Annotated in this window: 22 protein-coding genes and 1 riboswitch; of the genes, 16 read left to right on the top strand and 6 right to left on the bottom strand. The window is 60.3% G+C overall.

What is annotated here, in order from left to right; genetic code table 11:
* The first annotated feature begins 126 nt into the window (after positions 1–126).
* Positions 127–942: a M48 family metallopeptidase gene (locus tag LCU97_RS12065; protein ID WP_053146507.1), complete on the top strand. Its 816-nt coding sequence runs from the start codon at positions 127–129 to the stop codon at positions 940–942.
* A 153-nt stretch (positions 943–1095) separates the two neighbouring features.
* Here the strand turns inward: LCU97_RS12065 and LCU97_RS12060 are convergent, their stop codons facing one another.
* The 3 genes from LCU97_RS12060 to LCU97_RS12050 form a co-directional block, all read right to left on the bottom strand.
* Positions 1096–1680, bottom strand: coding sequence for a TMEM165/GDT1 family protein (locus tag LCU97_RS12060; RefSeq protein ID WP_053146505.1), 585 nt, complete (start codon positions 1678–1680; stop codon positions 1096–1098).
* 87 nt (positions 1681–1767) lie between these two features.
* Positions 1768–1890, bottom strand: a riboswitch (yybP-ykoY riboswitch).
* 49 nt (positions 1891–1939) lie between these two features.
* Positions 1940–2938: a class I SAM-dependent methyltransferase gene (locus tag LCU97_RS12055; protein ID WP_232776502.1), complete on the bottom strand. Its 999-nt coding sequence runs from the start codon at positions 2936–2938 to the stop codon at positions 1940–1942.
* A 31-nt stretch (positions 2939–2969) separates the two neighbouring features.
* Entirely contained in the window at positions 2970–3935 is a 966-nt protein-coding gene (locus tag LCU97_RS12050) for a 2-hydroxyacid dehydrogenase (RefSeq protein ID WP_232776500.1), read from the bottom strand.
* Between the two features lie 253 nt (positions 3936–4188).
* Between LCU97_RS12050 and LCU97_RS12045 the strand changes: the two genes are divergently transcribed.
* From LCU97_RS12045 to LCU97_RS12020, 6 genes are all read left to right on the top strand, one after another.
* Positions 4189–4818, top strand: coding sequence for a LysE family translocator (locus LCU97_RS12045; protein WP_232776499.1), 630 nt, complete (start codon positions 4189–4191; stop codon positions 4816–4818).
* A gap of 203 nt (positions 4819–5021) precedes the next feature.
* Positions 5022–6704, top strand: a complete 1683-nt coding sequence (locus LCU97_RS12040; protein ID WP_232776498.1) for a fatty acid--CoA ligase — start codon at positions 5022–5024, stop codon at positions 6702–6704.
* A gap of 334 nt (positions 6705–7038) precedes the next feature.
* Positions 7039–8901: a DUF1302 domain-containing protein gene (locus tag LCU97_RS12035; RefSeq protein ID WP_053146494.1), complete on the top strand. Its 1863-nt coding sequence runs from the start codon at positions 7039–7041 to the stop codon at positions 8899–8901.
* Positions 8902–8925: 24 nt separating this feature from the next.
* Entirely contained in the window at positions 8926–10290 is a 1365-nt protein-coding gene (locus tag LCU97_RS12030; RefSeq protein ID WP_053146493.1) for a DUF1329 domain-containing protein, read from the top strand.
* 201 nt (positions 10291–10491) lie between these two features.
* Positions 10492–13230: a LuxR C-terminal-related transcriptional regulator gene (locus tag LCU97_RS12025; RefSeq protein WP_232776497.1), complete on the top strand. Its 2739-nt coding sequence runs from the start codon at positions 10492–10494 to the stop codon at positions 13228–13230.
* Positions 13231–13295: 65 nt separating this feature from the next.
* Positions 13296–13796 (top strand): methylated-DNA--[protein]-cysteine S-methyltransferase, encoded by a 501-nt coding sequence (locus tag LCU97_RS12020; protein WP_232776496.1) that lies wholly within the window; start codon positions 13296–13298, stop codon positions 13794–13796.
* Positions 13797–13904: 108 nt separating this feature from the next.
* On the opposite strand, the gene LCU97_RS12015 is transcribed toward LCU97_RS12020, so the two are convergent.
* Positions 13905–14342, bottom strand: coding sequence for a YhcB family protein (locus tag LCU97_RS12015; RefSeq protein WP_053146487.1), 438 nt, complete (start codon positions 14340–14342; stop codon positions 13905–13907).
* 148 nt (positions 14343–14490) lie between these two features.
* Between LCU97_RS12015 and LCU97_RS12010 the strand changes: the two genes are divergently transcribed.
* The 3 genes from LCU97_RS12010 to zapE all read left to right on the top strand — a co-directional run bounded on the left by LCU97_RS12010 (position 14491) and on the right by zapE (position 17696).
* Entirely contained in the window at positions 14491–15120 is a 630-nt protein-coding gene (locus LCU97_RS12010) for an alpha/beta hydrolase (protein WP_232776564.1), read from the top strand.
* A 24-nt stretch (positions 15121–15144) separates the two neighbouring features.
* Complete coding sequence (locus tag LCU97_RS12005; protein WP_232776495.1) at positions 15145–16500, top strand: tryptophan--tRNA ligase; 1356 nt, start codon at positions 15145–15147, stop codon at positions 16498–16500.
* Positions 16501–16601: 101 nt separating this feature from the next.
* A complete protein-coding gene (gene zapE / locus LCU97_RS12000; protein ID WP_053146481.1) occupies positions 16602–17696 on the top strand; it encodes a cell division protein ZapE in 1095 nt (364 codons plus the stop codon).
* A gap of 155 nt (positions 17697–17851) precedes the next feature.
* Here the strand turns inward: zapE and LCU97_RS11995 are convergent, their stop codons facing one another.
* On the bottom strand, positions 17852–18772 hold the full coding sequence (locus LCU97_RS11995; protein WP_232776563.1) for a GlxA family transcriptional regulator: 921 nt from the start codon (positions 18770–18772) through the stop codon (positions 17852–17854).
* A gap of 221 nt (positions 18773–18993) precedes the next feature.
* Here LCU97_RS11995 and LCU97_RS11990 point away from each other — a divergent pair, with 221 nt between their 5' ends.
* On the top strand, positions 18994–20130 hold the full coding sequence (locus tag LCU97_RS11990; RefSeq protein ID WP_232776494.1) for an acyl-CoA dehydrogenase family protein: 1137 nt from the start codon (positions 18994–18996) through the stop codon (positions 20128–20130).
* A gap of 122 nt (positions 20131–20252) precedes the next feature.
* Here LCU97_RS11990 and LCU97_RS11985 read toward each other — a convergent pair whose 3' ends face one another.
* Complete coding sequence (locus LCU97_RS11985) at positions 20253–21293, bottom strand: NADP(H)-dependent aldo-keto reductase (protein ID WP_053146476.1); 1041 nt, start codon at positions 21291–21293, stop codon at positions 20253–20255.
* Positions 21294–21538: 245 nt separating this feature from the next.
* Between LCU97_RS11985 and rplM the strand changes: the two genes are divergently transcribed.
* The 5 genes from rplM (at position 21539) to LCU97_RS11960 (ending at position 25216) form a co-directional block, all read left to right on the top strand.
* The gene (gene rplM / locus LCU97_RS11980; protein ID WP_053146474.1) at positions 21539–21967 is read left to right on the top strand and encodes a 50S ribosomal protein L13; all 429 of its coding nucleotides are present in this window, start codon (positions 21539–21541) and stop codon (positions 21965–21967) included.
* Between the two features lie 14 nt (positions 21968–21981).
* Positions 21982–22374, top strand: coding sequence for a 30S ribosomal protein S9 (gene rpsI, locus LCU97_RS11975; protein ID WP_053146472.1), 393 nt, complete (start codon positions 21982–21984; stop codon positions 22372–22374).
* 255 nt (positions 22375–22629) lie between these two features.
* Complete coding sequence (petA, locus tag LCU97_RS11970) at positions 22630–23223, top strand: ubiquinol-cytochrome c reductase iron-sulfur subunit (RefSeq protein ID WP_053146470.1); 594 nt, start codon at positions 22630–22632, stop codon at positions 23221–23223.
* A complete protein-coding gene (locus LCU97_RS11965; RefSeq protein ID WP_053146468.1) occupies positions 23223–24434 on the top strand; it encodes a cytochrome b in 1212 nt (403 codons plus the stop codon). The genes petA and LCU97_RS11965 overlap by 1 nt, the downstream gene beginning before the upstream one ends.
* Positions 24434–25216 carry a cytochrome c1 gene (locus LCU97_RS11960; protein ID WP_053146466.1) on the top strand — a complete coding sequence of 261 codons (783 nt, stop codon included), beginning with the start codon at positions 24434–24436 and terminating at the stop codon, positions 25214–25216. The genes LCU97_RS11965 and LCU97_RS11960 overlap by 1 nt, the downstream gene beginning before the upstream one ends.
* The last annotated feature ends 142 nt before the right edge of the window (positions 25217–25358 follow it).

The raw sequence follows: 25358 nt of genomic DNA, 5'->3' as shown, positions 1-25358 counted from the left end.
TGTGGATGTCGTAAATGACGCGAGGTGAGATCTGTCTGAAATAGCTGTAATCCCTCGCTGTGTATCTGGCGCGGATACAAAACCCCGAATAGGATACGCCCACGATTCCAGGGAGCTTCCTTTCATATGAACAAGACATTGATGGTAAGTGCGCTGAGCGCGGGCCTGTTGCTTGCCGGTTGCCAATCGGTCAATACCACCAGCGGCGGAGCCGTGGGCGTGGAGCGCAAGCAGTACATGTTCAGCATGCTGTCCAGCGCCGAGGTCAACCAGATGTACGCCCAGTCCTATCAGAAGACCATGGGCGAGGCGAGCGCCAAGGGCGTGCTGGACAAGACCAGCGCCGATGCCAAGCGCGTTCAGGTCATTGCCGACCGGCTGATTGCCCAGGCCCCGGTGTTCCGCCCGGATGCGGCGCAATGGAACTGGGAAGTGAACCTCATCAAGAGTGACGAGCTCAACGCCAACTGTGGCCCCGGCGGCAAGATCATGTTCTACACCGGGCTGATCGACCAGTTGAAGCTGACCGACGCTGAAATCGCCGCGATCATGGGCCATGAAATCGCCCACGCCCTGCGTGAGCACGGCCGTGAAGCGATGTCCAAGGCCTACGGTATCGAGATGGCCAAGCAGGGCGCCGGTGCGTTGTTCGGCCTGGGCCAGGACAGCCTGGCGTTGGCCGACACCGTGGCGAACTATGGCATGACCTTGCCCAACAGTCGTGGCAACGAGAACGAAGCCGACTTGATCGGCCTCGAGCTGGCCGCCCGTGCGGGCTACGATCCGAATGCCGCGATCACCTTGTGGAACAAGATGAGCAAGGCCTCGGAGGGCGCGCCGCCGGAGTTCATGAGCACCCACCCATCGTCGTCCAGCCGGATCGCCTCGTTGCAGGCGGCGATTCCGAAGGTGATGCCGTTGTATCAGCAGGCCAGGAAGTAACCATTCTTATGTGGTGAGGCTGCTGACGCTATCGCGAGCGGCCTCGCTCCCACATTGGCCGCGGGTGCTCACAAAAAAAGTGGTCACTGCAAATCCCCTGTGGGAGCGAGCCTGCTCGCGATGAACGATGACACGGAATTACTGGCTTACCAGTCAAACCCACCCACTGCTCTGCATCGCCTTGTACCCCGCCACGACCGCCAGGATGAAAAAGGCCGAGGCGGCCAGGCGGCGGATCAGCGTCAGGGGCAGTTTCTCGGCGGCAAAGTTGCCCGCCAATACCACCGGCACGTTGGCAATCAGCATGCCCACGGTGGTGCCAATGATGACCAGCCACAACTCCGGGTATTGAGCGGCGAGCATCACGGTGGCGATCTGGGTCTTGTCACCGATTTCTGCCAGGAAGAACGCGATCAGCGTGGTCACGAACGGCCCGAACTTGCGGGCGGTGGTGGTTTCTTCATCGTCCAGCTTATCCGGGACCAGGGTCCACAACGCCGTGGCGGCGAAGCTGGCGGCCAGAATCCAATGCAGCACCGCGTCCGAGAAAATGCTGCCGACCCATGCGCCCACCGCTCCGGCGGCCGCGTGGTTGGCGAGGGTCGCGGCGACGATACCGGCAATGATCGGCCACGGCTTGCGAAAGCGAGCCGCCAGAACGAGTGCGAGCAACTGCGTCTTGTCGCCGATTTCGGCCAGCGCAACGATGGCGGTTGGTACGAGGAAAGAATCCAGCATCAGGGTTCCTAAAGGGGCGGGTCGACACGGCTATGACACGTACAGCCTTCCCGCCCCGGGTAAGGTGTGCGTGTCATAGGTCTTGTCAAACCCAGCATCCCTCTACGTGGACGCTTGGGTCGCATACGCCATGGCCTGCTGACCAAGTATGTTGACGTACGCCGGGCGAGCAGGGCGCTCGCGGGAGACTACTCCCCTAGGACGGAGCGGATTCTGCCTAGGCAAATCCGATAGGGCAAGTGCTGTCTCTGAAAAAGCTTCAGCCGCGCTTGGCCCGATAGATGCGAAACCCCTGGCCTTCGGCCTTGATGGCGCACACGCCCAGATGCTCTTCGATCAGTGGTTGGTACTTGAGGAAGCTGTTCGCCACCAAGCGCAATTCACCGCCATTTTTCAGATGTCTGGCTGCTTTTCGCAGCAGGTCCTCCGTGGCCTGGTAATCGGTGTGTACTCCGGTATGGAACGGTGGGTTGCTCAAAATCGCGTTCAGCCCCGTGGGCGCGGCATCGATACCGTCGCCTGTCAGCACCTCGGCTTCCAGGCCGTTGGCGGCCAGGGTCAGGCGGCTGCTGGCGGCGGCGAAGGCGTCCACGTCCAGCAGGGTCACCGTGGTATGCGGATAGCGACGCTTGACGGCTGCGCCCAACACGCCGGCACCGCAGCCGAAGTCCAATAGATGCCCACTGGGCAATTTATCCAGATGTTCGAGCAGCAGCGCACTGCCGCGATCCAGTCGACCGTGGCTGAACACGCCTGGCAGGCTGACGATTTTCAATGGGCCTTCGGCCAGGGGCAGTTCATAGGTCTGGGCCAGGCTTTCCAGGGATTTGACTTGCGGCGCTTCGGCAACGGTGACCTGCCACAGCTGGCAGTGCCGGGCGCTGTCGAGTTTGCGCGGCTTGCCAAACGGGTTGAGTTGCTTGGATGCACCCTCGATGCCGCTGCGTTTCTCGCCCACCAGATACACCTCCCGACCGGCCAGGCGCGAAGCCACGGCATTGAGAAGGTAGTCGGTGAGGTCCTTGGCCTTGGGCAAGAACACCACGGCCGTGTCGAATGCCCGTTCGGGTACGTTCACGCCAAAATGGCTGCGCCCTGGGAAGCGAGCCTCCAGCGCGGCCTGATCGCCCGCGTGCCAACACCAGCCATGGGCCTCCGGCAGGCGTCCGAGCAGGTCGTCGGCAGGCAGGCCGGTCAGCAGGACCTCGCCCTGGAATAATTCGGCCTGACGAAGCAGTACTTCACTGCGCGGATCCATGGTCTGCTCCTTGAAAAAGTGCGGCAGTTTATCAATTGACGACTCGTTGCGCTGTACCACCGAAAAAGGCCCGAGCGTTTTCGGTCAGTTGGCCGACGATCCGCTGGCGGGCCTCCCGACTGCCCCAGGCGTTGTGGGGCGTGACGATCAGGCGGGGAATATCCGCGGCCAGCAGAGGGTTGCCCTGGGCGGGTGGTTCCACGCTCAGCACGTCGGTTGCGGCACCGCCCAGATGACCGCTGCGCAGTGCATCGGCCAAGGCCTGTTCGTCGATCAGGCCGCCTCTGGCGGTATTGACCACGAAGGCGCCGGGCTTGAGCAGCGCCAGTTCCCCAGGGCCGATGAAATGGCGGGTGTGCTCGTTGAGCGGGCAGTGCAGGGTCAGGGCATCGACTTGCGGCAACAGTCGATCCAGTGGCAAACGGTCGGGGCGGGCGGGGCGTCCGGGGATCTGCCCCAGCAACACACGCATGCCAAAGGCTTCGGCCAGTCGTCCGACGGCGCTGCCCAGCTCGCCATGACCGAGCAAGCCCAGGGTTTTGCCCTCCAGTTCGACGATGGGATAGTCCAGCAGGCAGAACTGTGACGCCTTTTGCCAACGCCCTTCGCCCACCGCTCGTTGATAATCGGTCAGTCTTGTCGCCAGGTTCAGCAACAGCATGAGGGTGTGCTGGGCCACAGACGGCGTGCCGTAGCCCTGGCAGTTGCAGACGGTGATGCCGTGGCGGCGAGCGGCCTGCAGGTCGACATTGTTGGTGCCGGTGGCGCTGATCAGGATGAGCCTGAGGTCAGGGCTGGCGGCGATGGCGGCTGCATCGATCACGACTTTGTTGGTGATCGCCACGGTGGCGCCCTTGAGTCGCTCGATCACCACGTCCGGTGTGGTTCGGGCAAACAACTGCAGCTCGGTGAAACAGCTGCGCAGTGGATCCAGGTCGAGGTCGCCGAGGTCCAGGGAAGGATGATCGAGGAAAACTGCGCGGCCGGTGTTCGTCATCAGCTGTACCTGTTCGATGGGGGCTTGAAGGCGTAATGTGGCGAGCCTATCAGATGAACTGTGGTTGTGGCCTGGCTCGGTGAGTCCTCATGGACAGAACCTGTGGCGAGGGGATTTATCTCCGTTGTACCGCGCGGCAGTCCTGCAGTGGTCGGGGTTGCTTCGCAACCCAGCGGGGATAAATCCCCTCGCCACAAATAACTTCCCTTGCACCATGAATTGATGTTTCGAGATTGAGTTAAAAGGAGCCCTCATGTACCTCGCCGAATTCCTCACCGTTGTCCTGATCCATCTGCTGGCGGTGGCCAGCCCCGGGCCGGATTTTGCCGTGGTGGTGCGTGAAAGCGTGACCCATGGTCGACGCGCCGGAACCTGGACGGCGCTGGGCGTCGGCACGGCGATTTTCCTGCACGTCGGGTATTCGCTGTTGGGCATCGGCCTGATCGTGTCGCAATCGATCGTGCTGTTCAACGCACTGAAGTGGGCTGCCGCGGCGTACTTGCTGTACATCGGCTTCAAGGCGTTGCGGGCGCAGCCGGCCAAACCGACCGAAGACAACCTGCACAAGGAGGCCGGCGAACGTACTGCTCGCGGCGCGTTTGTTTCCGGCTTCGTCACCAACGGCCTGAACCCCAAGGCAACGCTGTTTTTCCTGTCGCTGTTCACCGTCGTCATCAATCCCCATACCCCGCTGGCGATCCAGGCCGGTTACGGGGTTTACCTGGCGGTCGCGACGGCCGCCTGGTTCTGCATGGTGGCCCTGTTGTTCAGTCATCAACGCGTGCGCGCCGGCTTTGCCCGCATGGGGCACTGGTTCGACCGGACCATGGGCGCGCTACTGGTCGCCATTGGCGTGAAGCTGGCGCTCACGGAGATGCGCTGACGGCAACGGGCCGTGGTTGACACCAGCGGCAGGGTTGGCGGAACGACGTGCCGGCAAGGTCCGGCACGCAATCGCCGGCAGGTGGCTTATGGCTAGTATTTGCAAGCTGAATAAATCATTCCTTTGGCTGATTTGATCCGTGTATAAGCGCTCTAGAGTGCTTACCTCCACTCACGACCATGCAGTCAGAAAAAGGGATTCTTATGTTGCAGACTCGCGTTATTCCTCCAGCCGAAGGCGCTTATCAATATCCGCTCTTGATCAAGCGACTGTTGATGTCCGGTGTGCGTTACGAGAAAACCCGCGAGATCGTCTATCGAGACCAGTTGCGCTACAGCTATCCGACGCTGATCGAACGGGTCGCTCGGTTGGCCAACGTGCTGACCGAGGCCGGGGTCAAGGCGGGCGATACCGTGGCGGTGATGGACTGGGACAGCCATCGCTACCTGGAGTGCATGTTCGCGATACCCATGATCGGTGCGGTGATCCATACGATCAACGTGCGCCTGTCGCCGGAGCAGATCCTCTACACCATGAACCATGCCGAGGACCGCTTCGTGCTGGTCAACAGCGAGTTCGTCGGGTTGTACCAGGCCATTGCCGGCCACCTGACCACGGTGGAAAAGACGCTGCTGCTGACCGACTTGCCGGAAAAGACCGCCGACCTGCCGAACCTGGTGGGTGAATACGAGCAACTGCTGGCTGCGGCGAGCCCCGTCTACGACTTCCAGGACTTCGACGAGAACTCCGTCGCAACCACCTTCTACACCACCGGCACCACGGGCAACCCCAAGGGGGTGTACTTCACTCACCGGCAGTTGGTGCTGCATACCCTGGGCGAGGCGACCATCATGGGGGCCATCGACAGTGTGCGGCTGCTGGGCTCCAATGATGTGTACATGCCCATCACGCCGATGTTCCATGTGCATGCCTGGGGCTTGCCGTACGTGGCGACCATGCTCGGGCTCAAGCAGGTCTATCCCGGCCGGTACGATCCGGAGTTCCTGGTCCAGTTGTGGCGCAATGAGAAGGTCACGTTCTCCCACTGCGTGCCCACCATCCTGCAAATGGTCCTCAACGCCAAGAGCGCCCAGGGCGCCGATTTCGGTGGCTGGAAAATCGTCATCGGCGGCAGTGCCCTGAACCGTAGCCTGTATGAAGCCGCCAAGGCCAAGGGCATCCAGCTCACCGCCGCCTACGGTATGTCGGAAACCGGTCCGCTGGTGTCCTGTGCCCACCTGAACGAAGAACTGATGGCCGGCAGTGAAGACGAACGCATCACCTATCGCATCAAGGCCGGCGTACCGGGGCCGTTGGTGGAGGCAGCGATTGTCGATGCCGAGGGCCGCTTCCTGCCCGCCGACGGCGAGACCCAGGGGGAGCTGGTGCTGCGCGCGCCCTGGCTTACCGAGGGCTATTTCAACGAACCGCACAAAGGCGCCGAACTCTGGGCCGGTGGCTGGCTGCACACCGGTGACGTCGCCACGCTGGACGGCATGGGTTTCATCGACATCCGCGACCGTATCAAGGACGTGATCAAGACTGGCGGTGAGTGGATCTCTTCCCTGGACCTGGAAGACCTCATCAGCCGTCACGCGGCGGTACGTGAAGTAGCAGTGGTGGGTATTCCCGATCCACAGTGGGGCGAGCGTCCGTTTGCCTTGCTGGTGATTCACGAAGGGCACCAGATCGGGGCTCGGGAGCTCAAGGATCACCTCAAGCCGTTCGTCGAGCAGGGGCACCTGAGCAAGTGGGCGATCCCGAGCCAGATCGCCCTTGTTACGGAAATTCCCAAGACCAGCGTCGGCAAGCTCGACAAGAAGCGTATACGGGTCGACATCGCCGAATGGCAGAGTAACAACAGCACCTTCCTTTCGACGCTTTGAAGCGTTCCTGCCGTGCCCGAAAGGGCACGGCAGCCCCACCAAGCAAGCGCTTGCCTTGTCAAACCGGAAAAATCAGCCATCCTTGCGGTGCCGATATCTGTCGGCCTGGCGAAAGGACTGTTCCAGAGTGGTCGAAGGCTGCAAATCACACTTTAGAGGGATCAAGCCGTACTACCTGCTGGCTATAGTCCGTTCACGGATTTTTCAGGAACGGGGCGCACGCACGAAAGAGCGATGCGACTTCCACGGAGTATCGGGGCGTTGCCGCGTCCGCGCCGTCGAAGTGTTCCTGGAGCATTCACTGCCATAACAATAAGCACATGGAGTAGCGTCGATGACCACAGCAACCACGTTCTGGCGCCGGGCAAAATTGCCTCTGGCGGTCAGTCTCGCCTCTTCGCTCGCCGGGCCGGCATTCGGCGTCAGCTTCAATATCGGTGAAATCGAAGGCCAGTTCGACTCATCCCTGTCGGTGGGGGCAAGCTGGTCCACGGCCAAGCCCAACCGCGACCTGATCGGCGTCAACAACGGTGGCAAGGGGTTGTCGCAGACCTCCGATGACGGGCACTTGAATTTCAAGCGTGGCGAAACCTTCTCGAAGATCTTCAAGGGCATCCATGACCTTGAGCTGAAGTATGGCGATACCGGCGTGTTCGTGCGCGGCAAGTACTGGTACGACTTCGAGCTGAAGGACGAACACCGCCTGTACAAGGACATCAGTGACAGCAACCGCAAGGAAGGCGCCAAGTCTTCCGGCGGGCAGATCCTCGATGCGTTCGTCTACCACAACTACGCCATCGCCGATCAACCGGGCTCGGTGCGCCTGGGCAAGCAAGTGGTCAGCTGGGGTGAAAGCACCTTCATCCAGGGCGGCATCAACTCCATCAACCCGGTCGACGTGTCCGCGTTCCGCCGTCCCGGTGCCGAGATCAAGGAAGGCCTGATTCCGGTCAACATGTTCTACGTGTCCCAGAGCCTGACCGATAATCTTTCGGCCGAAGCGTTCTATCAGATTGAATGGGACCAGACCGTGGTGGATAACTGCGGTACGTTCTTCTCCCAGCCGGATGTGATTGCTGACGGTTGCACCGACAATCTTCGGGTGCTGAACAAGCGTTCGAGCATTCCGTTCCCGGGCCTCATTCTTCCGATATTGGAAGGCCAGGGTGTCGATATCAACGAAGAAGGCGTGCTGGTACGCCGTGGCCCGGACCGCGATGCCCGCGACAGTGGCCAATGGGGCGCGTCGTTGAAGTACATGTTCGAACCGCTGGACACCGAGTTCGGTGCGTACTTCATGAACTACCACAGTCGTGCGCCGATCTTCAGTGCCACCGGTGCGCCTCAGTCAGTCTACGACGCGGTCAATGGCTCGCCGCTGGCGCCACTGATCGTCGCGGGTAATTCCCAATATTTCGTCGAATATCCGGAAGATATCCGTCTCTACGGCTTGAGTTTCTCCACCACCCTGCCAACCGGTACGGCGTGGAGCGGCGAGATCAGCTATCGGCCGAACGCGCCGGTGCAGTTGAGCACCACCGATATCCTATTCGCCGGCGTTCGCCCGCTCGGTGGTACTACGTTGGGCAATGCTTCGCTGCTCCCGGGAGTGCCAGGCCAGGATCTGCATGGTTATCGCCGCAAGGAAGTCACTCAGTTCCAGACCACCTTCACTCACTTCTTGGATCAGGTCATGGGCGCCAGTCGCCTCACACTGGTAGGTGAAGTCGGCGTTACTCATGTTGGAGGCTTGGAAAGCAAGTCGGACGTTCGCTACGGTCGTGACCCTGTCTTTGGTCCGGGTCAACTGCCCGACGGAGCCTGTAACAGGCTCAACGGCTCTACTGCCGCAGGCGGCGGCCAGACCATCAACGACGTGAACAGCAACTGCAACAACGACGGCTTCACCACCTCCACCTCGTGGGGCTACCGCGCACGGGCCATCTGGGAATACCCGGATGTCTTCGCCGGTGTGAACCTCAAGCCCAACGTGGCCTGGTCCCATGACGTCAAAGGTTACTCGCCGGGCCCTGGCGGCAACTTCGAGGAAGGCCGCAAGGCCGTCAGCCTCGGGCTGGATGCCGAATACCAGAACACTTACAACGCGAGCCTGGCCTACACCAACTTCTTTGGTGGCGACTTCAGCACCGTGGACGACCGCGATTTCCTGGCGCTCAGCGTCGGCGTGACCTTCTAAGCACCGTATTTCAGGATGAGCACTATGAAAATAACAAAGAATCTGTTGCAGGTCGGTGCGCTGGGGTTCTCCCTGCTGGCCACCAGCGTCATGGCAGCGGTGCCTGCCGCCGAAGCCGACAAACTGGGCAAGAGCCTGACGCCGATGGGCGCCGAGATGGCCGGCAATGCCGACGGTTCGATCCCGGCTTGGAAACCCATGGCCAAGAACGCCGGTAGTGTGGACAGCAAGGGTTTCCTGTCCGACCCGTTTGCCAGTGAAAAACCGCTGTTCACCATCACTGCCCAGAACGTCGACCAGTACAAGGACAAACTCGCGCCGGGTCAGTACGCGATGTTCAAGCGCTACCCGGAAACCTTCAAGATGCCGGTCTATCCGTCCCATCGTGGCGCCACGATACCGGATGAGGTGTACGCCTCCATCAAGAAAAACGCGGTCAACACCAAGCTGGTGTCCGGTGGCAACGGTCTGGAAAACTTCGAAACGGCCATCCCGTTCCCGATTCCCCAGAGTGGTGTCGAGGTGATCTGGAACCATATCACCCGCTATCGTGGCGGCAGCGTGACCCGCCTGGTGACCCAGGCCACTCCGCAGCCCAATGGCTCCTACAGCCTGGTGTACTTCCGCGACCAGTTCGTGTTCCGCGACAAGATGAAGGATTTCGATCCGGCCAACCCCGGCAACATCCTGTTCTACTTCAAGCAGCAAGTGACCGCGCCGGCACGGCTGGCCGGTGGCGTGCTGCTGGTGCACGAAACCCTCGACCAAGTGAAGGAGCCACGTTCGGCCTGGGTCTACAACGCCGGCCAGCGCCGTGTGCGCCGCGCACCGCAAGTGTCCTATGACGGCCCGGGTACCGCCGCCGACGGCCTGCGTACGTCCGACAACCTGGACATGTACAACGGTGCCCCGGATCGCTACGACTGGAAGCTGGAAGGCAAGAAGGAACTGTACATCGCCGCCAACAGCTACAGGATCGATTCGCCACAACTCAAGTACGCCGACATCCTCAAGGCTGGCCACATCAACCAGGACCTGACTCGCTACGAGTTGCGTCGTGTCTGGCACGTGACCGCGACCCTCAAGGAAGGGCAGCGCCACATCTACGCCAAGCGTGACTTCTTCATCGATGAAGACACCTGGCAAGCTGCAGTGATCGATCACTACGACGGTCGCGGCCAACTGTGGCGTGTCGCCGAGGCCCATGCCGAGAACTACTACGACAAGCAAGTGCCGTGGTACGCCCTGGAAACCCTCTATGACCTGCAATCCGGCCGCTACCTGGCGCTGGGCATGAAGAACGAAGAGAAACAGGCCTACGACTTCGGCTTCACCGCCAGCACCGCCGACTTCACCCCGAACGCCTTGCGCCAGGACGGCATCCGCTAAACCGCCTTACCCCGAGGCCGCATCCTCGAATAAACGCCCCGACTGGTTCGGGGCGTTTATTATTTGAAGGCGGTTCACCCCATAGAAGCAAAGCTGTAGTCTTTTTGTAGCCATTTGTAGCACTCCCTTCAATACCTCCCCGTTTAACGCTAGTCTGCGGACATCTGCAACGCCGCCATTGCCATTCAACAAGAGCCGGCCATGACTGATCTGTCTGCACTTGCGCACCCTGACCGCGCAGCCATCGCGGTACGGGACGGGCGCTTCTACCGACCGCCTTTGCCTGACGGCCATGTCATGCGGCCTCGTTTGTGCGAGCGTTTGAGTGCGGGGCTGGGTGGTCGGTTGCTGCTGGTGAGTGCGCCCGCGGGGTTCGGAAAAAGCTCCCTGGCGGTGGAGTTCTGCCAGAGCCTGCCGGCGCATTGGCAAAGCCTCTGGCTGGGACTCAACACCCGGGACAGTGACCCGGGGCGTTTCCTGGAGCGATTGCTTGAAGGGCTCCAGGCGTTCTATCCCCAGCTGGGAGGCCGGGCGCTGGGGTTGCTGAAGATGCGGCAGCGCCACCAACCCTTTGCGTTCGAAGAATGGCTCGATGGCTTGCTGGATGAACTGAGCTCACACCTGTCACCCCGCTTTCCCCTGCTGCTGGTGCTCGACGATTACCACCTGGCCCAGGGCGCGGTGCTGGATCGCTGCCTGCAATTTTTCCTCAATCACCTGCCCGACGGTTTGCTGGTGCTGGTCACCAGTCGTCAGCGGCCGGATTGGCATCTGGCGCGTTTGCGCCTGTCGCGGCAACTGCTCGAACTGAATGAGCAGGACCTGCGCCTGACCCATGACGAAGCCCAGATACTGCTCGAGCATCACAGTATTTCGTTGCGCGGCGAAGCCCTGGAAAACCTCATCCTGCGTAGCGAGGGTTGGGTGGCCGGGCTGCGTTTCTGGCTGCTGGCGGCCTCCGAAGCCGGTACCGAAGGCCGGTTGCCCCAGACCCTTCATGGCGGGGAAGGGTTGATTCGGGATTATTTGCTGGAGGAAGTCATCGACTGCCTGCCCGCCGAAGTGCAGGCGTTTCTCTACGATACCGCCCCACAGGATCGCTTCTGCAGCGACCTGTGCGATGCCGTGCGTGAAGCCCATGACAGTGCCGAGATCCTGAGTTACCTGGCCGCGCATCAGGTCTTCCTGGTGCCGCTGGACGAGCATGGTCGCTGGTATCGCTATCACCACCTGTTTTCCGATCTGTTGCGCAGTCGTCCCAACGAGTCGGCCATGGTGCCCGCGGCCACCTTGCACCTGCGGGCCTGTCGTTGGTTCAACGCCCAGGGCCTGATCGACGAAGCCGTGGAGCAGGCGTTGCGGGCGGGGCATCTGGATGTGGCAGCGAACCTGGTGCAAAACCTCTCGGAAGAGCAATTGCTGGCCGAGCAGAACGTCGGCATGTTGCTGCGCTGGAAAATGGACTTGCCGGACAGTCTGCTCATCAGCACGCCTCGGTTGATCGTGCTTTACAGCTGGGCGTTGGGGCTGGCCTGCCAACTGGATGCGGCCGAAGAACTGGCCGCCCACTTGAGCCGCTTCCTGCCCGCGCCATCGGCCACCGCGCAAAAATCCATGCTTGCCCAATGGTTGGCCTTGAGTGGGATCGTTGCCCGTGGCCGTGGTGATCGCGAGGCTACGGTGCGTTATTGCACCGAAGCCCTGGAAAGTCTGCCGCAAAAACGCTATGGCCAGCGCTTGATGTGCCTGTCCACGCTGTCGAACCTGGCGATTGCCGACGGTGACTTGTGGCGCGCCCGAAACCTGAATCGCGATTCCCTGGAGTTGGCACAGCGGGTCGGCAATCCCTTGTTCGAAGCGCTGGCCCACTATGATCGCGCCCGGGTGCTGCAGGCACGGGGGGAAATCGTGCGGGCGCTGGATGAGGTGCACCTGGGGCAGCAGCGCCTGCACAAATTGTCACCGCAACGGCTTTATGCGGTGCGGGCGCGATTGACGCTCTACGAGGGATTTCTCTTGACCTTGCGCCTGCAACCGGAAGCCGGGTTGGCGCGGTTGCAGGCGGGCCTGACCGAAGCTCGTGCCTGTCGTGATATCAGTGTCCTGATTGGCCATTGCGTGATCGCGCGCATCGAGGGCCAGAATGACGAATTTGCCCGAGCCTTCGCCGAACTGGCCGAAGCCGAACGCCTGATGCATATCTGGGACGTCCCACCGGTCTATTACCTGGCGATGATTACCCTGGTCAAATGCGAACTCTGGTTGGCCCAGGGGCGCACCGATCTGGCCGAAGCCTGGTTGCTGCGGTTGGGCAGGACCTACACGGGCGAACAGGCTGCCGCGCCGCCGGAGTTCCACCCGCAATTACCGCTGCATGTCGAGTTGCAACAGGCGGTGCTGGAGTCCATGCAGGGCCAGCCGATGCTGGCCGAGGGGCGGCTCGATGCCTTGCTTGAACACGGGCAGCAAACCGGCCGGCAGATGCTCAGCGTGATGGCGCTCAACCAGAAGGTGGCGCTGCTGTTGAGTATCGGCCGTGAGTCGGCTGCTCGCAGTGCCCTGGCCCAGGCCTTCGAGGCCGCCGCCGGCGGAGTGCTGCAACCTTTTCAATGGTTGTTGGGAGACGCGCATCGGGAATGGCTGCGCGAGCAACTGCTGCAAGCGCCGGCCACGCCCTTGTGCCAGAATCTGCTCGAACGCATGCCGTCGACAACGGCGCAACCTGCCGATGCCCAGGCGCCTTTCGAAGCCCTCAGCAGCCGCGAATGCGCTGTATTGCAACTGATTGCCCAAGGCTGTTCGAACCAGGAAATCAGTGAACAGCTGTTCATCTCGCTGCACACCGTCAAGACCCACGCCAGCCATATCAACAGCAAGCTCGGTGTCGAGCGCCGTACCCAGGCCGTGGCGCGGGCGAAGGAGCTGGGGTTGTTGGGCTGAGGACGTTTAATTGAGTCGAAAGGCTCCGTGGTGATCGCCAGCCGGGGCCGTAGAGGAATGACCTGATGTTACCCCGCTACAAGAGCATTCAATCTCCGGTGGGCCAACTGATTCTCGTGGCTCGGGAGGCGAAACTGGCCGCCATCCTGTGGGAAAACGAGCGGCTCAACCGGGTGCGCCTGGGGCCTTTGGAAGAAGACTCGCGGCACCCTGTTCTCAACGAGACCGAACGTCAACTCATGGAATATTTCGCCGGCAAGCGCCGCCGTTTCGAGCTGGAGCTGGATTTTGTCGGCACGGCGTTCCAGGTCCGGGTCTGGCAGGCTCTGTTGGGCATTCCCTTCGGTGAAACCCGCAGCTACCGCGACATCGCGATCCAGATCGGACAACCCACAGCGGTACGGGCGGTGGGCGCGGCCAACGGTCGGAATCCCATCTCGATCATCGCGCCTTGCCACCGTGTGATCGGTACTTCCGGCAGCCTTACCGGTTTCGCCGGCGGGCTGGCAGCCAAGCAGTTCCTGTTGAGTCTTGAAGGCCAGCAAAGCCTGCAGTTGATGTTCTGAGGGGCATCGCGGGCAAGCCTTGCTCCCACAGGGTGGAATACCCTCAGTCATGAAAAAGCCCGCCGGATCATGTGATCGGGCGGGCTTTTTCGTAGCGCTTGTAAACGTTTACTTTTTCAAACCGTAATGCTCATCGAGCATGCCGGGAGAATTCGGTGCCTTGGGCGCGTAGTCCCGTGGCGGTTCCTGGACCTCCCGTGGCGGGGTCAGGCGTTCCCGTGGCGCCTGTCCTGCGTCGGCGTGCAGGGCGGCCAGCAGGCGTTGACGAGTCTGCTCATCCAGGGCCAGGCGATTGGCGCCGTCGGACAGGTGATCCTGAACGTCCTGGTAGCTTTGGGTGAGTTTTTTCACCAGGGCGGCAGTGCTGTTGAAGTGAGTGACCACTTCATTCTGGTAGCTGTCGAAACGTTCCTGGATGTCGTCCAGCTGGCGTTGCGTGCTGTTGGGCACCGCGTTGGGCAGCAGTCGGGCAAGCAGGAATCCAATGGCGACACCGGCGACCAGGGCAAGAGTCGGCAACAACCAAACTAAGAGCGAGTGTTCCACGAGTCCTTCCTCTATAAACGGCTTTGCTTTACGTTAACGGCTCGGACCTGCGCTGTATACCGCGAAGAACATCGCAATCATGCCAGGCACAGACTTTTAGCTAGACGAGTCGACCCTATTCGGGGTCACGGAGTTCTTTCCCTTGCTTATGCGCGAAACCCCTGTAGTCATCGATGGCCCGGTGGGCCCACTGGAAGCCTTGTACCTGGACAGCGAGGCCCCCCGTGGCCTGGCGCTGATCTGTCACCCGAACCCGGTGCAGGGCGGGACCATGCTCAATAAAGTGGTTTCGACCCTGCAGCGCACCGCCCGGGACGCCGGCCTGGTTACGTTGCGTTTCAATTATCGTGGCGTCGGCGCCAGCGCCGGCAATCATGACATGGGCACCGGCGAAGTGGACGACGCCCAGGCAGCAGCGGCGTGGTTGCGGGAAAAGTACCCGCAGTTACCCCTGACCCTGTTCGGTTTCTCGTTTGGTGGCTTCGTCGCTGCCAGTCTGGGCGGACGGCTCGAAGCCCAGGGCCAATCGCTCAAGCACTTGTTCATGGTGGCGCCTGCGGTGATGCGCCTGAACGAACAGTCACCCTTGCCGACTGGCGGCGCGCTGACGGTGATCCAGCCGGAAAACGACGAAGTGGTCGAGCCAAGGCTTGTCTACGAATGGTCCGATGCGCTCCAACGCCCCCATGAGCTGCTGAAAGTGGCAGAATGCGGACACTTTTTTCATGGCAAGCTGACCGATCTCAAGGATCTGCTCCTGCCGCGCCTCTCGAATTGACAGCAGTCTGACAAGCGATAACCCATGACGACTCGTACCCGCATCCTGACCGGCATCACCACCACTGGCACCCCGCACCTGGGTAACTACGCCGGCGCCATCCGTCCGGCGATCCTCGCCAGCCGCGACAGCAACGCCGATTCGTTCTACTTCCTGGCGGACTACCACGCCCTGATCAAGTGCGATGATCCGCTGCGCATCCAGCGTTCGCGCCTGGAAATCGCCGCGACCTGGCTGGCCGGCGGCCTGGATGTGGAACGCGTGACGTTCTATCGCCAGTCCGATATTCCCGAAATTCCAGAGTTGACCTGGCTGCTGACCTGCGTCGCCGCCAAGGGCCTGCTCAACCGCGCCCATGCCTACAAGGCCTCGGTGGACAAGAATGTCGAGGCCGGCGAAGACCCGGACGCCGGCATCACCATGGGCCTGTACAGCTACCCGGTGCTGATGGCCGCCGATATTCTGATGTTCAACGCCCACAAAGTGCCGGTCGGTCGCGACCAGATCCAGCATGTGGAAATGGCACGGGACATCGGCCAGCGTTTCAACCATCTGTTCGGCCAGGGGAAGGAGTTTTTCACCCTGCCCGAGGCGCTGATCGAAGAAACCGTCGCCACGCTGCCGGGCCTCGATGGGCGCAAGATGTCCAAGAGCTACGACAACACCATCCCATTGTTCAGCAGCGCCAAGGACATGAAGGACGCGATTTCGCGGATCGTCACGGACTCCCGTGCGCCGGGTGAAGCCAAGGATCCGGACAATTCGCACCTGTTCACACTGTTCCAGGCCTTCGCTACCCCGTCGCAGTCCGCTGAGTTCCGTAGCGAACTGCTGCAAGGCCTGGGTTGGGGTGAGGCCAAGAACCGCCTGTTCCAGTTGCTCGACAACCAGTTGGGTGAAGCCCGCGAACGCTACCACCAATTGATCGAGCGCCCTGCGGACCTGGAAGATCTGCTGCAACTGGGCGCGAAAAAAGCCCGGGCCGTGGCGACACCGTTCCTCAACGAACTGCGCGAGGCCGTTGGCCTGCGTTCGTTCGTGAGCCAGGTCCAGGTGGCCGCCAGCACGAAAAAGAAGACGGCGAAGGCCGCGCGCTTCGTCAGCTTCCGCGAAGACGATGGCAGTTTCCGCTTCCGTTTGCTGGCCGCCGATGGCGAGCAGTTGCTGTTGTCTCGCCATTTTGCCGACGGCAAGACGGCCGGCCAGGTGACCAAGCAATTGCAATCCGGCCAACCCCTCGATGTGCGCAGCGAAGCGCTGTCTTTCAGCGTCTGGCTCGAAGGCGAATGCGTGGCGGACAGCCCGGACTTCGCTGACGCTGCCGCTCGAGACGCGGCGATCGAGGCGTTGCGCGTTGCACTGAGACCTGCACAGGATTGATCCGAAGCTTCACCCGACCATCGGCCCGAATAAGGGCCGATTGCCATTCCTCTGGGGCGTCGCTACAGTGACCGCCCGTTTTTGTTGCCTTGCTAACGAATATGACACCCCTAGAACGATATCAAGCTGATCTGAAACGCCCGGAGTTCTTCCACGACGCAGCCCAGGAAACGGCAGTGCGGCATTTGCAGCGCCTGTACGACGACCTGATCGCCGCTTCGAACAACAAGCCGGGCTTGTTGGGCAAACTGTTCGGCAAGAAGGACCTGGCGCCGGTCAAGGGCCTGTACTTCTGGGGTGGCGTGGGCCGTGGCAAGACCTACCTGGTGGACACCTTCTTCGAAGCGTTGCCCTTCAAGGAAAAGACCCGGACGCACTTCCACCGCTTCATGAAGCGTGTGCATGAAGAGATGAAGACCCTGGGTGGCGAGAAGAACCCGTTGACGATCATCGCCAAGCGTTTCGCCAGCGAGACGCGGGTGATCTGCTTCGATGAGTTCTTCGTGTCCGATATCACCGATGCCATGATTCTCGGCACTTTGATGGAAGAGTTGTTCAGGAACGGCGTGACCCTGGTCGCCACCTCGAACATCGTGCCGGACGGTCTGTACAAGGACGGTCTGCAACGGGCGCGCTTCCTGCCGGCCATCGCGTTGATCAAGGAACACACCGAAATCGTCAACGTCGACAGTGGCGTCGACTATCGCCTGCGTCATCTCGAGCAAGCGGAGCTGTTCCATTTTCCGCTCGACGCTGCCGCCGAAGAAAGCCTGCGCAAGAGCTTCCGTGCCCTCACGCCGGAATGCACCCAGGCGGTCGAGAACGACGTGCTGATCATCGAAAATCGCGAGATCCGTGCCATCCGCACCTGTGACGACGTGGCCTGGTTCGATTTCCGCGAGCTGTGCGACGGCCCTCGCAGCCAGAACGACTACATCGAACTGGGCAAGATCTTTCACGCCGTGTTGCTCAGTGGCGTCGAACAGATGAGCGTCACCACCGACGACATCGCTCGCCGCTTCATCAACATGGTGGACGAGTTCTACGACCGCAACGTGAAGCTGATCATCTCGGCCGAAGTCGAGCTCAAGGACCTCTACACCGGTGGTCGCCTGACCTTCGAGTTCCAGCGGACGCTGAGCCGCCTGCTGGAAATGCAGTCCCATGAGTTCCTGGCGCGGGCGCACAAGCCGTAAGCGTTTCCAAACCTGAAAAGAGCCTGCAATTGCAGGCTTTTTTGTGGGAGCGGGCTTGCTCGCGAAAGCGGTTTGTCAGGCAATACATGCCTAACTGATATACCGCTTTCGCGAGCAAGCCCGCTCCCACATTGGGTTGTGTGTAATTTTCTGTCCTACGCCGCCTGCTGAAACTGCTGACGATACTGGTTCGGCGACAGATCGGTATGTTGCCGGAACAGCCGTGCGAAAAAGCTCGCATCGTCGTAGCCGACTTCATAGCTGATGGTCTTGATGCTCTTACGGCTGCCGGATAGCAGGCCCTTGGCCGTTTCGATGCGCAGTCGCTGCAGGTAATGCAGGGGCTTGTCTCCCGTGGCGGTCTGGAAGCGGCGCATGAAATTGCGGATGCTCATGCCATGTTCCCGGGCGACGTCCTCGAAGCGGAACTTGTCGGCGAAGTGCTCTTCGAGCCATTGCTGGATCTGCAGGATGATCACGTCCTGATGCAGCTTCTGGCCGCCGAAGCCGATTCGGCCCGGCGAATAGTTGCGCTGTACTTCATACAGGATGTCCCGCGCCACCGCCTGGGCCACGTTGGCGCCGCAGAAGCGTTCGATGAGGTAAATGTACAGGTCGCAGGCCGAGGTGGTGCCACCGGCACAGAACAGGTTGTCGGCGTCGGTCAGGTGCTTGTCCTGATTCAGGTGAACCTTCGGAAAACGCTCCTTGAACGCGTTGAAGAAGCGCCAATAGGTGGTTGCTTCCTTGCCGTCGAGCAATCCGGCCTCGGCCAGCCAGAACACACCGGTGGCTTCGCCGCACAGCACCGCACCGCGGGCATGCTGGTCTCGCAGCCAGGGCAGGATTTGGGGATAGCGCAGGCAAAGGGCGGGGAAATCATCCCAGAACGCCGGCAGGATAATCACATCGGTATCTTCCAGACCGCTGTCTACCGGCATGATCACGTCGCTGAAGCTGTTCACCGGTTTGCCATCGGGGCTGACAAGGCGGGTTTCGAACGCCGGCGTCAGGCCATGGCCCAGTTGTTTGCCATAGCGCAGACTGGCGAGATGGAAAAAATCCTTGGCTTGCATGAGGGTGGAAGCGAAGACCCGATCGATTGCCAGGATGCTGACGCGCCGCAAGGGCGTGGAGACGTGCTTGGACATAATTCAACTTTTATTTTTATAAGGGATAGTGGTCACCAGACGGCTGGATCGTCTTATTTTTTGTCGGATGTGTCCAGTGTCCCGTCACGCCTCCCGAGCTTAGGCTCTGTTGGATAACCACCCCCAACAATAATGAATGGTGCGTCATGATCCCAAGAACCCTGTTCAGTCCCGAACACGAATTGTTCCGTGACAGCGTACGAACCTTCCTTGAAAAAGAAGCCGTGCCGTACCACAGCCAGTGGGAAAAACAGGGGCATGTCGACCGCCAGCTCTGGAACAAGGCAGGGGAGGCGGGCATGTTGTGCTCCCATTTGCCGCAGGCTTACGGCGGGTTGGAAGCAGACTTTCTCTACAGCGCCGTGGTGATCGAGGAAATCGGTCGCCTTGGGCTGACGGGTATCGGCTTTTCGTTGCACTCCGACATTGTTGCGCCCTACATCCTGCATTACGGCAGCGAAGCACTGAAGCACAAGTACCTGCCCAAGTTGATCTCCGGTGAAATGGTCACAGCCATTGCCATGACCGAGCCGGGTGCCGGTTCCGATCTGCAAGGCGTGAAGACCACGGCGGTACTGGACGGGGATGACTATGTCATCAACGGTTCGAAGACCTTCATCACCAATGGCTACCTGGCCGACCTGGTCATCGTGGTGGCCAAGACCGACCCGAAAGCCGGCGCCAAGGGCACCAGTCTGTTCCTGGTGGAATCGGGCACGCCCGGCTTCGAAAAAGGCAAGCGCCTGGAAAAGGTCGGCATGAAAGCCCAGGACACCTCGGAGTTGTTCTTTCAGGATGTTCGCGTGCCAAAGGAAAATCTTCTGGGGCAGGCCGGAATGGGATTTGCCTACCTGATGCAGGAGCTGCCTCAGGAACGCTTGACTGTGGCCATCGGCGGCCTGGCCTCGGCCGAGGCGGCGCTACAGTGGACGCTGGATTACACCCGTGATCGCAAGGCATTCGGCAAGTCCATCGCGGACTTCCAGAACACCCGCTTCAAGCTGGCGGAGATGGCCACCGAAATCCAGATCGGTCGGGTCTTCGTCGACCGCTGTCTGGAACTGCACCTGCAAGGCAAACTCGACGTGCCGACGGCGGCGATGGCGAAGTACTGGGGCACTGACTTGCAATGCAAGGTGCTCGACGAGTGCGTGCAACTGCACGGCGGCTATGGCTTCATGTGGGAATACCCGATTGCCCGGGCATGGGCCGATGCGCGGGTGCAGCGGATCTATGCCGGGACCAATGAGATCATGAAGGAGATCGTTGCGCGGTCGCTTTGAATTCGGCGCGAACCTGAGATCGCTATCGCGAGCAGGCTCGCTCCCACATTGGATCGCCGTCTAATGACAGAGCGCGGTCTACCGTGGGAGCGAGCCTGCTTGCGATTGGGTCTGTCAGGCGATCAAGGCGCCGGGTTCGGATGATCTTTGTGGATCGCCTCGATTCCCGCCAGAACCTCATTCGACAGCTTCAGGTCGAGGCTGGCGATGTTGCTGTCCAGTTGTTCCAGCGTCGTGGCGCCAATGATGTTGCTGGTCACGAACGGCTGCCGGGTGACGAACGCCAGGGCCATCTGCGCCGGGTCCAGGCCATGTTCGCGAGCCAGCGCTACATAACGGCTGCACGCCGCTTCCGACTGCGGATTGAAGTAACGCGCGAAGCGGCTGTAGAGCGTCAGGCGGCCCTTGGGAGGTCGGGCACCGCCTTCATATTTGCCCGACAGGAAGCCGAACGCCAAGGGGGAGTAGGCCAGCAGCCCGCACTGTTCACGGATCGCGATTTCCGACAGGCCGATTTCAAAGCTGCGGTTGAGCAGGTTGTACGGATTCTGGATCGAGACGGCTCGCGGCCAGCCACGGGCTTCGGCCAGGGCGAGGAATTTCATGGTGCCCCATGGCGTCTCGTTGGACAGACCGATGTGGCGGATCTTGCCGGCGCGGACTTGTTCGTCCAGGGCTTCGAGGGTTTCCTCCAGCGGAGTGAAATCTTCATCGGCTTTGTGCTGATAGCCCAGCTGTCCGAAGAAATTGGTGCTGCGCTCCGGCCAATGCAGTTGATAGAGATCGATCCAGTCGGTCTGCAGGCGCTTGAGGCTGGCGTCCAGCGCCTCGGTGATATGACGGCGGTTGTGCTTGAGGTTCTTGTCGCGAATGTAGTCGATGGTGTTGCCGGGGCCTGCGATCTTGCTCGCCAGGATCCAGTCGGCGCGGTCGCCACGGCTCTTGAAGTAGTTGCCGATGTAGCGTTCGGTGGTGGCATAGGTCTCGGCCTTCGGCGGGACCGGGTACATTTCGGCGGTGTCGATGAAATTGATGCCTGCACCCTTGGCGCGTTCGATCTGGGCGAAGGCCTCGGCCTCGCTGTTCTGCTCGCCCCAGGTCATGGTTCCAAGACACAGGGCGCTCACGTTGAGATCGGTACGGCCTAGCTGGCGATAGTCCATCGGGGACTCCTTGGGCAAAGCAATCATAAAAGCAGGTTGAATTATTTTTCGCAATCTGCATAATTGCGCACCTCTTTCTGCAGTGGAAGTGATGCCCCGCCGCCGAAGAATCTTGCCGTTGAACGGACGCGCCGACCCGAGCCCCCGAAAGCGTCTGTATCCGGCTGCCTTTGACTTGTCAAAGTACGCACTATTCAGTAAGATCCGCCGTCTAATTTACAGGGCGGCCCCTGAGGCTATAAAGAATGAAAACTTTTACTGCTAAACCGGAAACAGTAAAGCGCGACTGGTTCGTCGTCGACGCTGCTGGTCAGACCCTGGGTCGTCTGGCCACCGAAATCGCGAGCCGTCTGCGTGGCAAGCACAAGCCTGAGTACACTCCTCACGTCGACACCGGTGATTACATCGTTGTGATCAACGCCGAGCAGGTACGTGTGACGGGTGCCAAGACCTCTGACAAGATGTACTACTCCCACTCCGGTTTTCCTGGTGGCATCAAGTCGATCAACTTTGAAAAGCTGATCGCCAAAGCCCCTGAGCGCGTGATCGAGACCGCGGTTAAAGGCATGCTGCCTAAGAACCCGCTGGGTCGCGACATGTATCGTAAGCTGAAGGTTTATGCGGGCGCTGCTCACCCTCATACTGCTCAGCAGCCCCAAGAACTGAAGTTTTAACGGAATAGTTCATTATGTCGGCGACTCAAAATTACGGCACTGGCCGTCGCAAGACTGCAACCGCACGCGTTTTCCTGCGTCCGGGCACTGGTAACATCTCCATCAACAATCGTTCCCTGGATAGCTTCTTCGGCCGCGAAACCGCTCGCATGGTTGTTCGCCAGCCACTGGAGCTGACCGAGACCGTCGAGAAGTTCGACATCTACGTCACCGTTATCGGTGGTGGTGTAAGTGGTCAGGCTGGCGCAATCCGCCACGGCATCACTCGCGCCCTGATGGACTACGACGAGACTCTGCGCAGCCCGCTGCGTAAAGCTGGCTTCGTGACTCGCGATGCTCGTGAAGTTGAACGTAAGAAAGTCGGTCTGCGTAAAGCGCGTAAGCGTCCACAGTACTCGAAGCGTTAATTCGCTCTCGCGTTCAAAAGAACGCCCAGTTCCTCACGGAACCGGGCGTTTTTTTATGGGCAAAATAATTTACTGTGACAACTTGCCACATCCGTGGAGCCCCTATACTACAAGGCTTGGCGGTATCGCCGCTCGGTAATTACCTTGTCAGAATTGGGGGTTTTCATTACCATTCGGCAAAATTTTTATAAGTTCAGATTTTTACTTAGTAGACGCCTGGTTCAACAGGCCACAAAGCTGATGGGAGAGGACTGAATGAGCAATGACGGCGTGAATGCAGGCCGGCGTCGCTTCCTGGTAGCAGCCACATCCGTGGTGGGTGCTGCAGGGGCGGTGGGGGCTGCGGTCCCGTTCGTGGGGTCATGGTTTCCCAGTGCCAAGGCGAAAGCTGCAGGTGCACCGGTGAAAGTGAATGTCAGCAAGATCGAGCCAGGCCAGCAGATGATTGCTGAATGGCGCGGCCAGCCGGTGTTCATCGTCCGCCGTACAGAAGAAATTCTGGGGAATCTGAAAAAGATCGAGGGGCAGTTGTCCGACCCCGACTCCAAGAGCTCGACGCAACCAACCTACGTGGACCCGAAGACCCGTTCGATCAAGCCAGATGTTCTGCTGTTGATCGGCATCTGCACGCACTTGGGGTGCTCGCCGACGTTCCGTCCCGAAGTGGCCCCTGCCGATCTGGGCAAGGATTGGGTCGGTGGTTATTTCTGCCCTTGCCACGGCTCCCACTATGACCTGGCCGGTCGCGTCTACAAGTCGCAGCCTGCACCTCTGAACCTGCCAGTTCCCCCGCATTCCTATGAGTCGGACGATATCATTGTCGTTGGCGTCGATATGGAGAAAGCGTGATGAGCAAATTAATGGACTGGTTTGATGCGCGCTTTCCCGCGACCAAAATGTGGGAAGACCATCTCAGCAAGTATTACGCTCCAAAGAACTTCAACTTCTTCTATTTCTTCGGCTCCCTGGCACTGCTCGTTCTGGTCAACCAGATCGTAACCGGTGTCTGGCTGACCATGAGCTACACCCCGTCGGCGGAAGAAGCGTTCGCTTCCGTCGAGTACATCATGCGCGACGTCGAGTACGGCTCGATCCTGCGCCTGCTGCACTCCACCGGTGCCTCGGCGTTCTTTATCGTGGTTTACCTGCATATGTTCCGTGGCCTGCTCTACGGTTCGTATCAGAAACCCCGCGAGCTGGTATGGGTCTTCGGCATGCTGATCTACCTGGCGCTGATGGCCGAAGCCTTCATGGGTTACCTGCTGCCATGGGGCCAGATGTCCTACTGGGGTGCCCAGGTGATCATCTCGCTGTTCGGTGCGATTCCCGTCATCGGCGACGACCTGACCCAGTGGATCCGTGGTGACTACCTGATCTCCGGTATTACCCTGAACCGCTTCTTCGCCCTGCATGTAGTGGCCCTGCCGATCGTGATCCTCGGCCTGGTGGTGCTGCACATCCTGGCGTTGCACGAAGTGGGTTCGAACAACCCGGACGGCGTGGACATCAAGAAGCTCAAGGACGAAAACGGCGTACCGCTGGATGGCATCGCCTTCCACCCGTACTACACCGTGAAAGACATCGTTGGCGTAGTGGTCTTCCTGTTCATCTTCTGCTCCATCGTGTTCTTCTTCCCTGAGATGGGTGGCTACTTCCTCGAGAAGCCGAACTTCGAGCAGGCGAACGCGTTCAAGACCCCTGAGCACATCGCCCCAGTGTGGTACTTCACACCGTTCTACGCGATCCTGCGTGCGGTTCCGGACAAGCTGCTGGGTGTCATCGCCATGGGCGCGGCCATCGCCGTACTGTTCGTGCTGCCATGGCTGGACCGCAGTCCCGTCAAGTCCATGCGCTACAAGGGCTGGCTGAGCCGGATCTGGCTGGTGGTGTTCTGCATCTCGTTCGTGATCCTGGGTGTGCTGGGCGTACTGGCACCTACGCCGGGTCGTACGTTGCTGTCGCAGGTCTGCACCTTCCTGTACTTCGCCTACTTCATTCTGATGCCGTTCTATACCCGGCTCGAGAAGACAAAACCGGTTCCGGAAAGGGTGACTGGCTGATGAAAAAACTATTCGCTGCACTGATTCTTGCTGCTCTGCCTGTCCTGTCCTTCGCGGCCGAACACGGTGGTCCAGAACTGGAAAAAGTCGACATCGACGTGTCCGATAAAGCCGCCATGCAGGACGGTGCCCGGACGTTCGCCAACTATTGCATGGGTTGCCACAGTGCCAAGTTCCAGCGTTACGAGCGCGTGGCCAATGACCTGGGCATTCCCCCTGACATGATGCTCGAGAAGCTGGTGTTCACCGGTGCCAAGCTGGGCGACCACATGAACATCGGCATGCAGCCGGCAGATGCCAAGACCTGGTTCGGCGCCGCGCCGCCTGACCTGACCCTGGTTGCCCGTGTGCGTGGAACCGACTGGCTCTACGGTTACCTGCGTTCGTTCTATGAAGACCCTGCGCGTCCATGGGGCGTGAATAACAAGGTCTTCCCGAACGTCGGCATGCCCAACGTCCTGGCCAACCTGCAAGGTCGCCAGGTGGTAGGCTGCAAGCAGGTTCAGATCGTCGAAAACGGCAAGAAGCAATTCGATCCGCTGACCGGCACGGCTTTGACCCATGAAGCCTGCGACCAGTTGACCATCGTGCCAAATACCGGCAGCCTGACGCCCGAGCAGTTCGATGAGAAGGTCAAGAACCTGGTGACCTTCCTGGCCTACTCGGCCAACCCGGTGAAGCTGGAGCATCAGCGCATCGGTACTTATGTATTGCTGTACCTGGCGTTCTTCTTCGTATTCGCTTACCTGCTCAAGCGTGAATACTGGAAAGACGTCCATTGATAAAGCTGTAAGCCGTTGCTGTTAATCGCGCGCGCCCAAGGGCGTCTCTGAAAGTGTAACGAGCCTGGTCGACCAGGTGTTACGGGAGGCGCCCTCTGGGCGCGCTCGTTTTTCCGTTTTTCCAAAAATTCTACAAGCGAGG

The organism is Pseudomonas uvaldensis, from assembly GCF_021271205.1.
Lineage (GTDB): Bacteria > Pseudomonadota > Gammaproteobacteria > Pseudomonadales > Pseudomonadaceae > Aquipseudomonas > Aquipseudomonas uvaldensis.
This window is presented reverse-complemented; position numbering and strand designations above follow the sequence as displayed.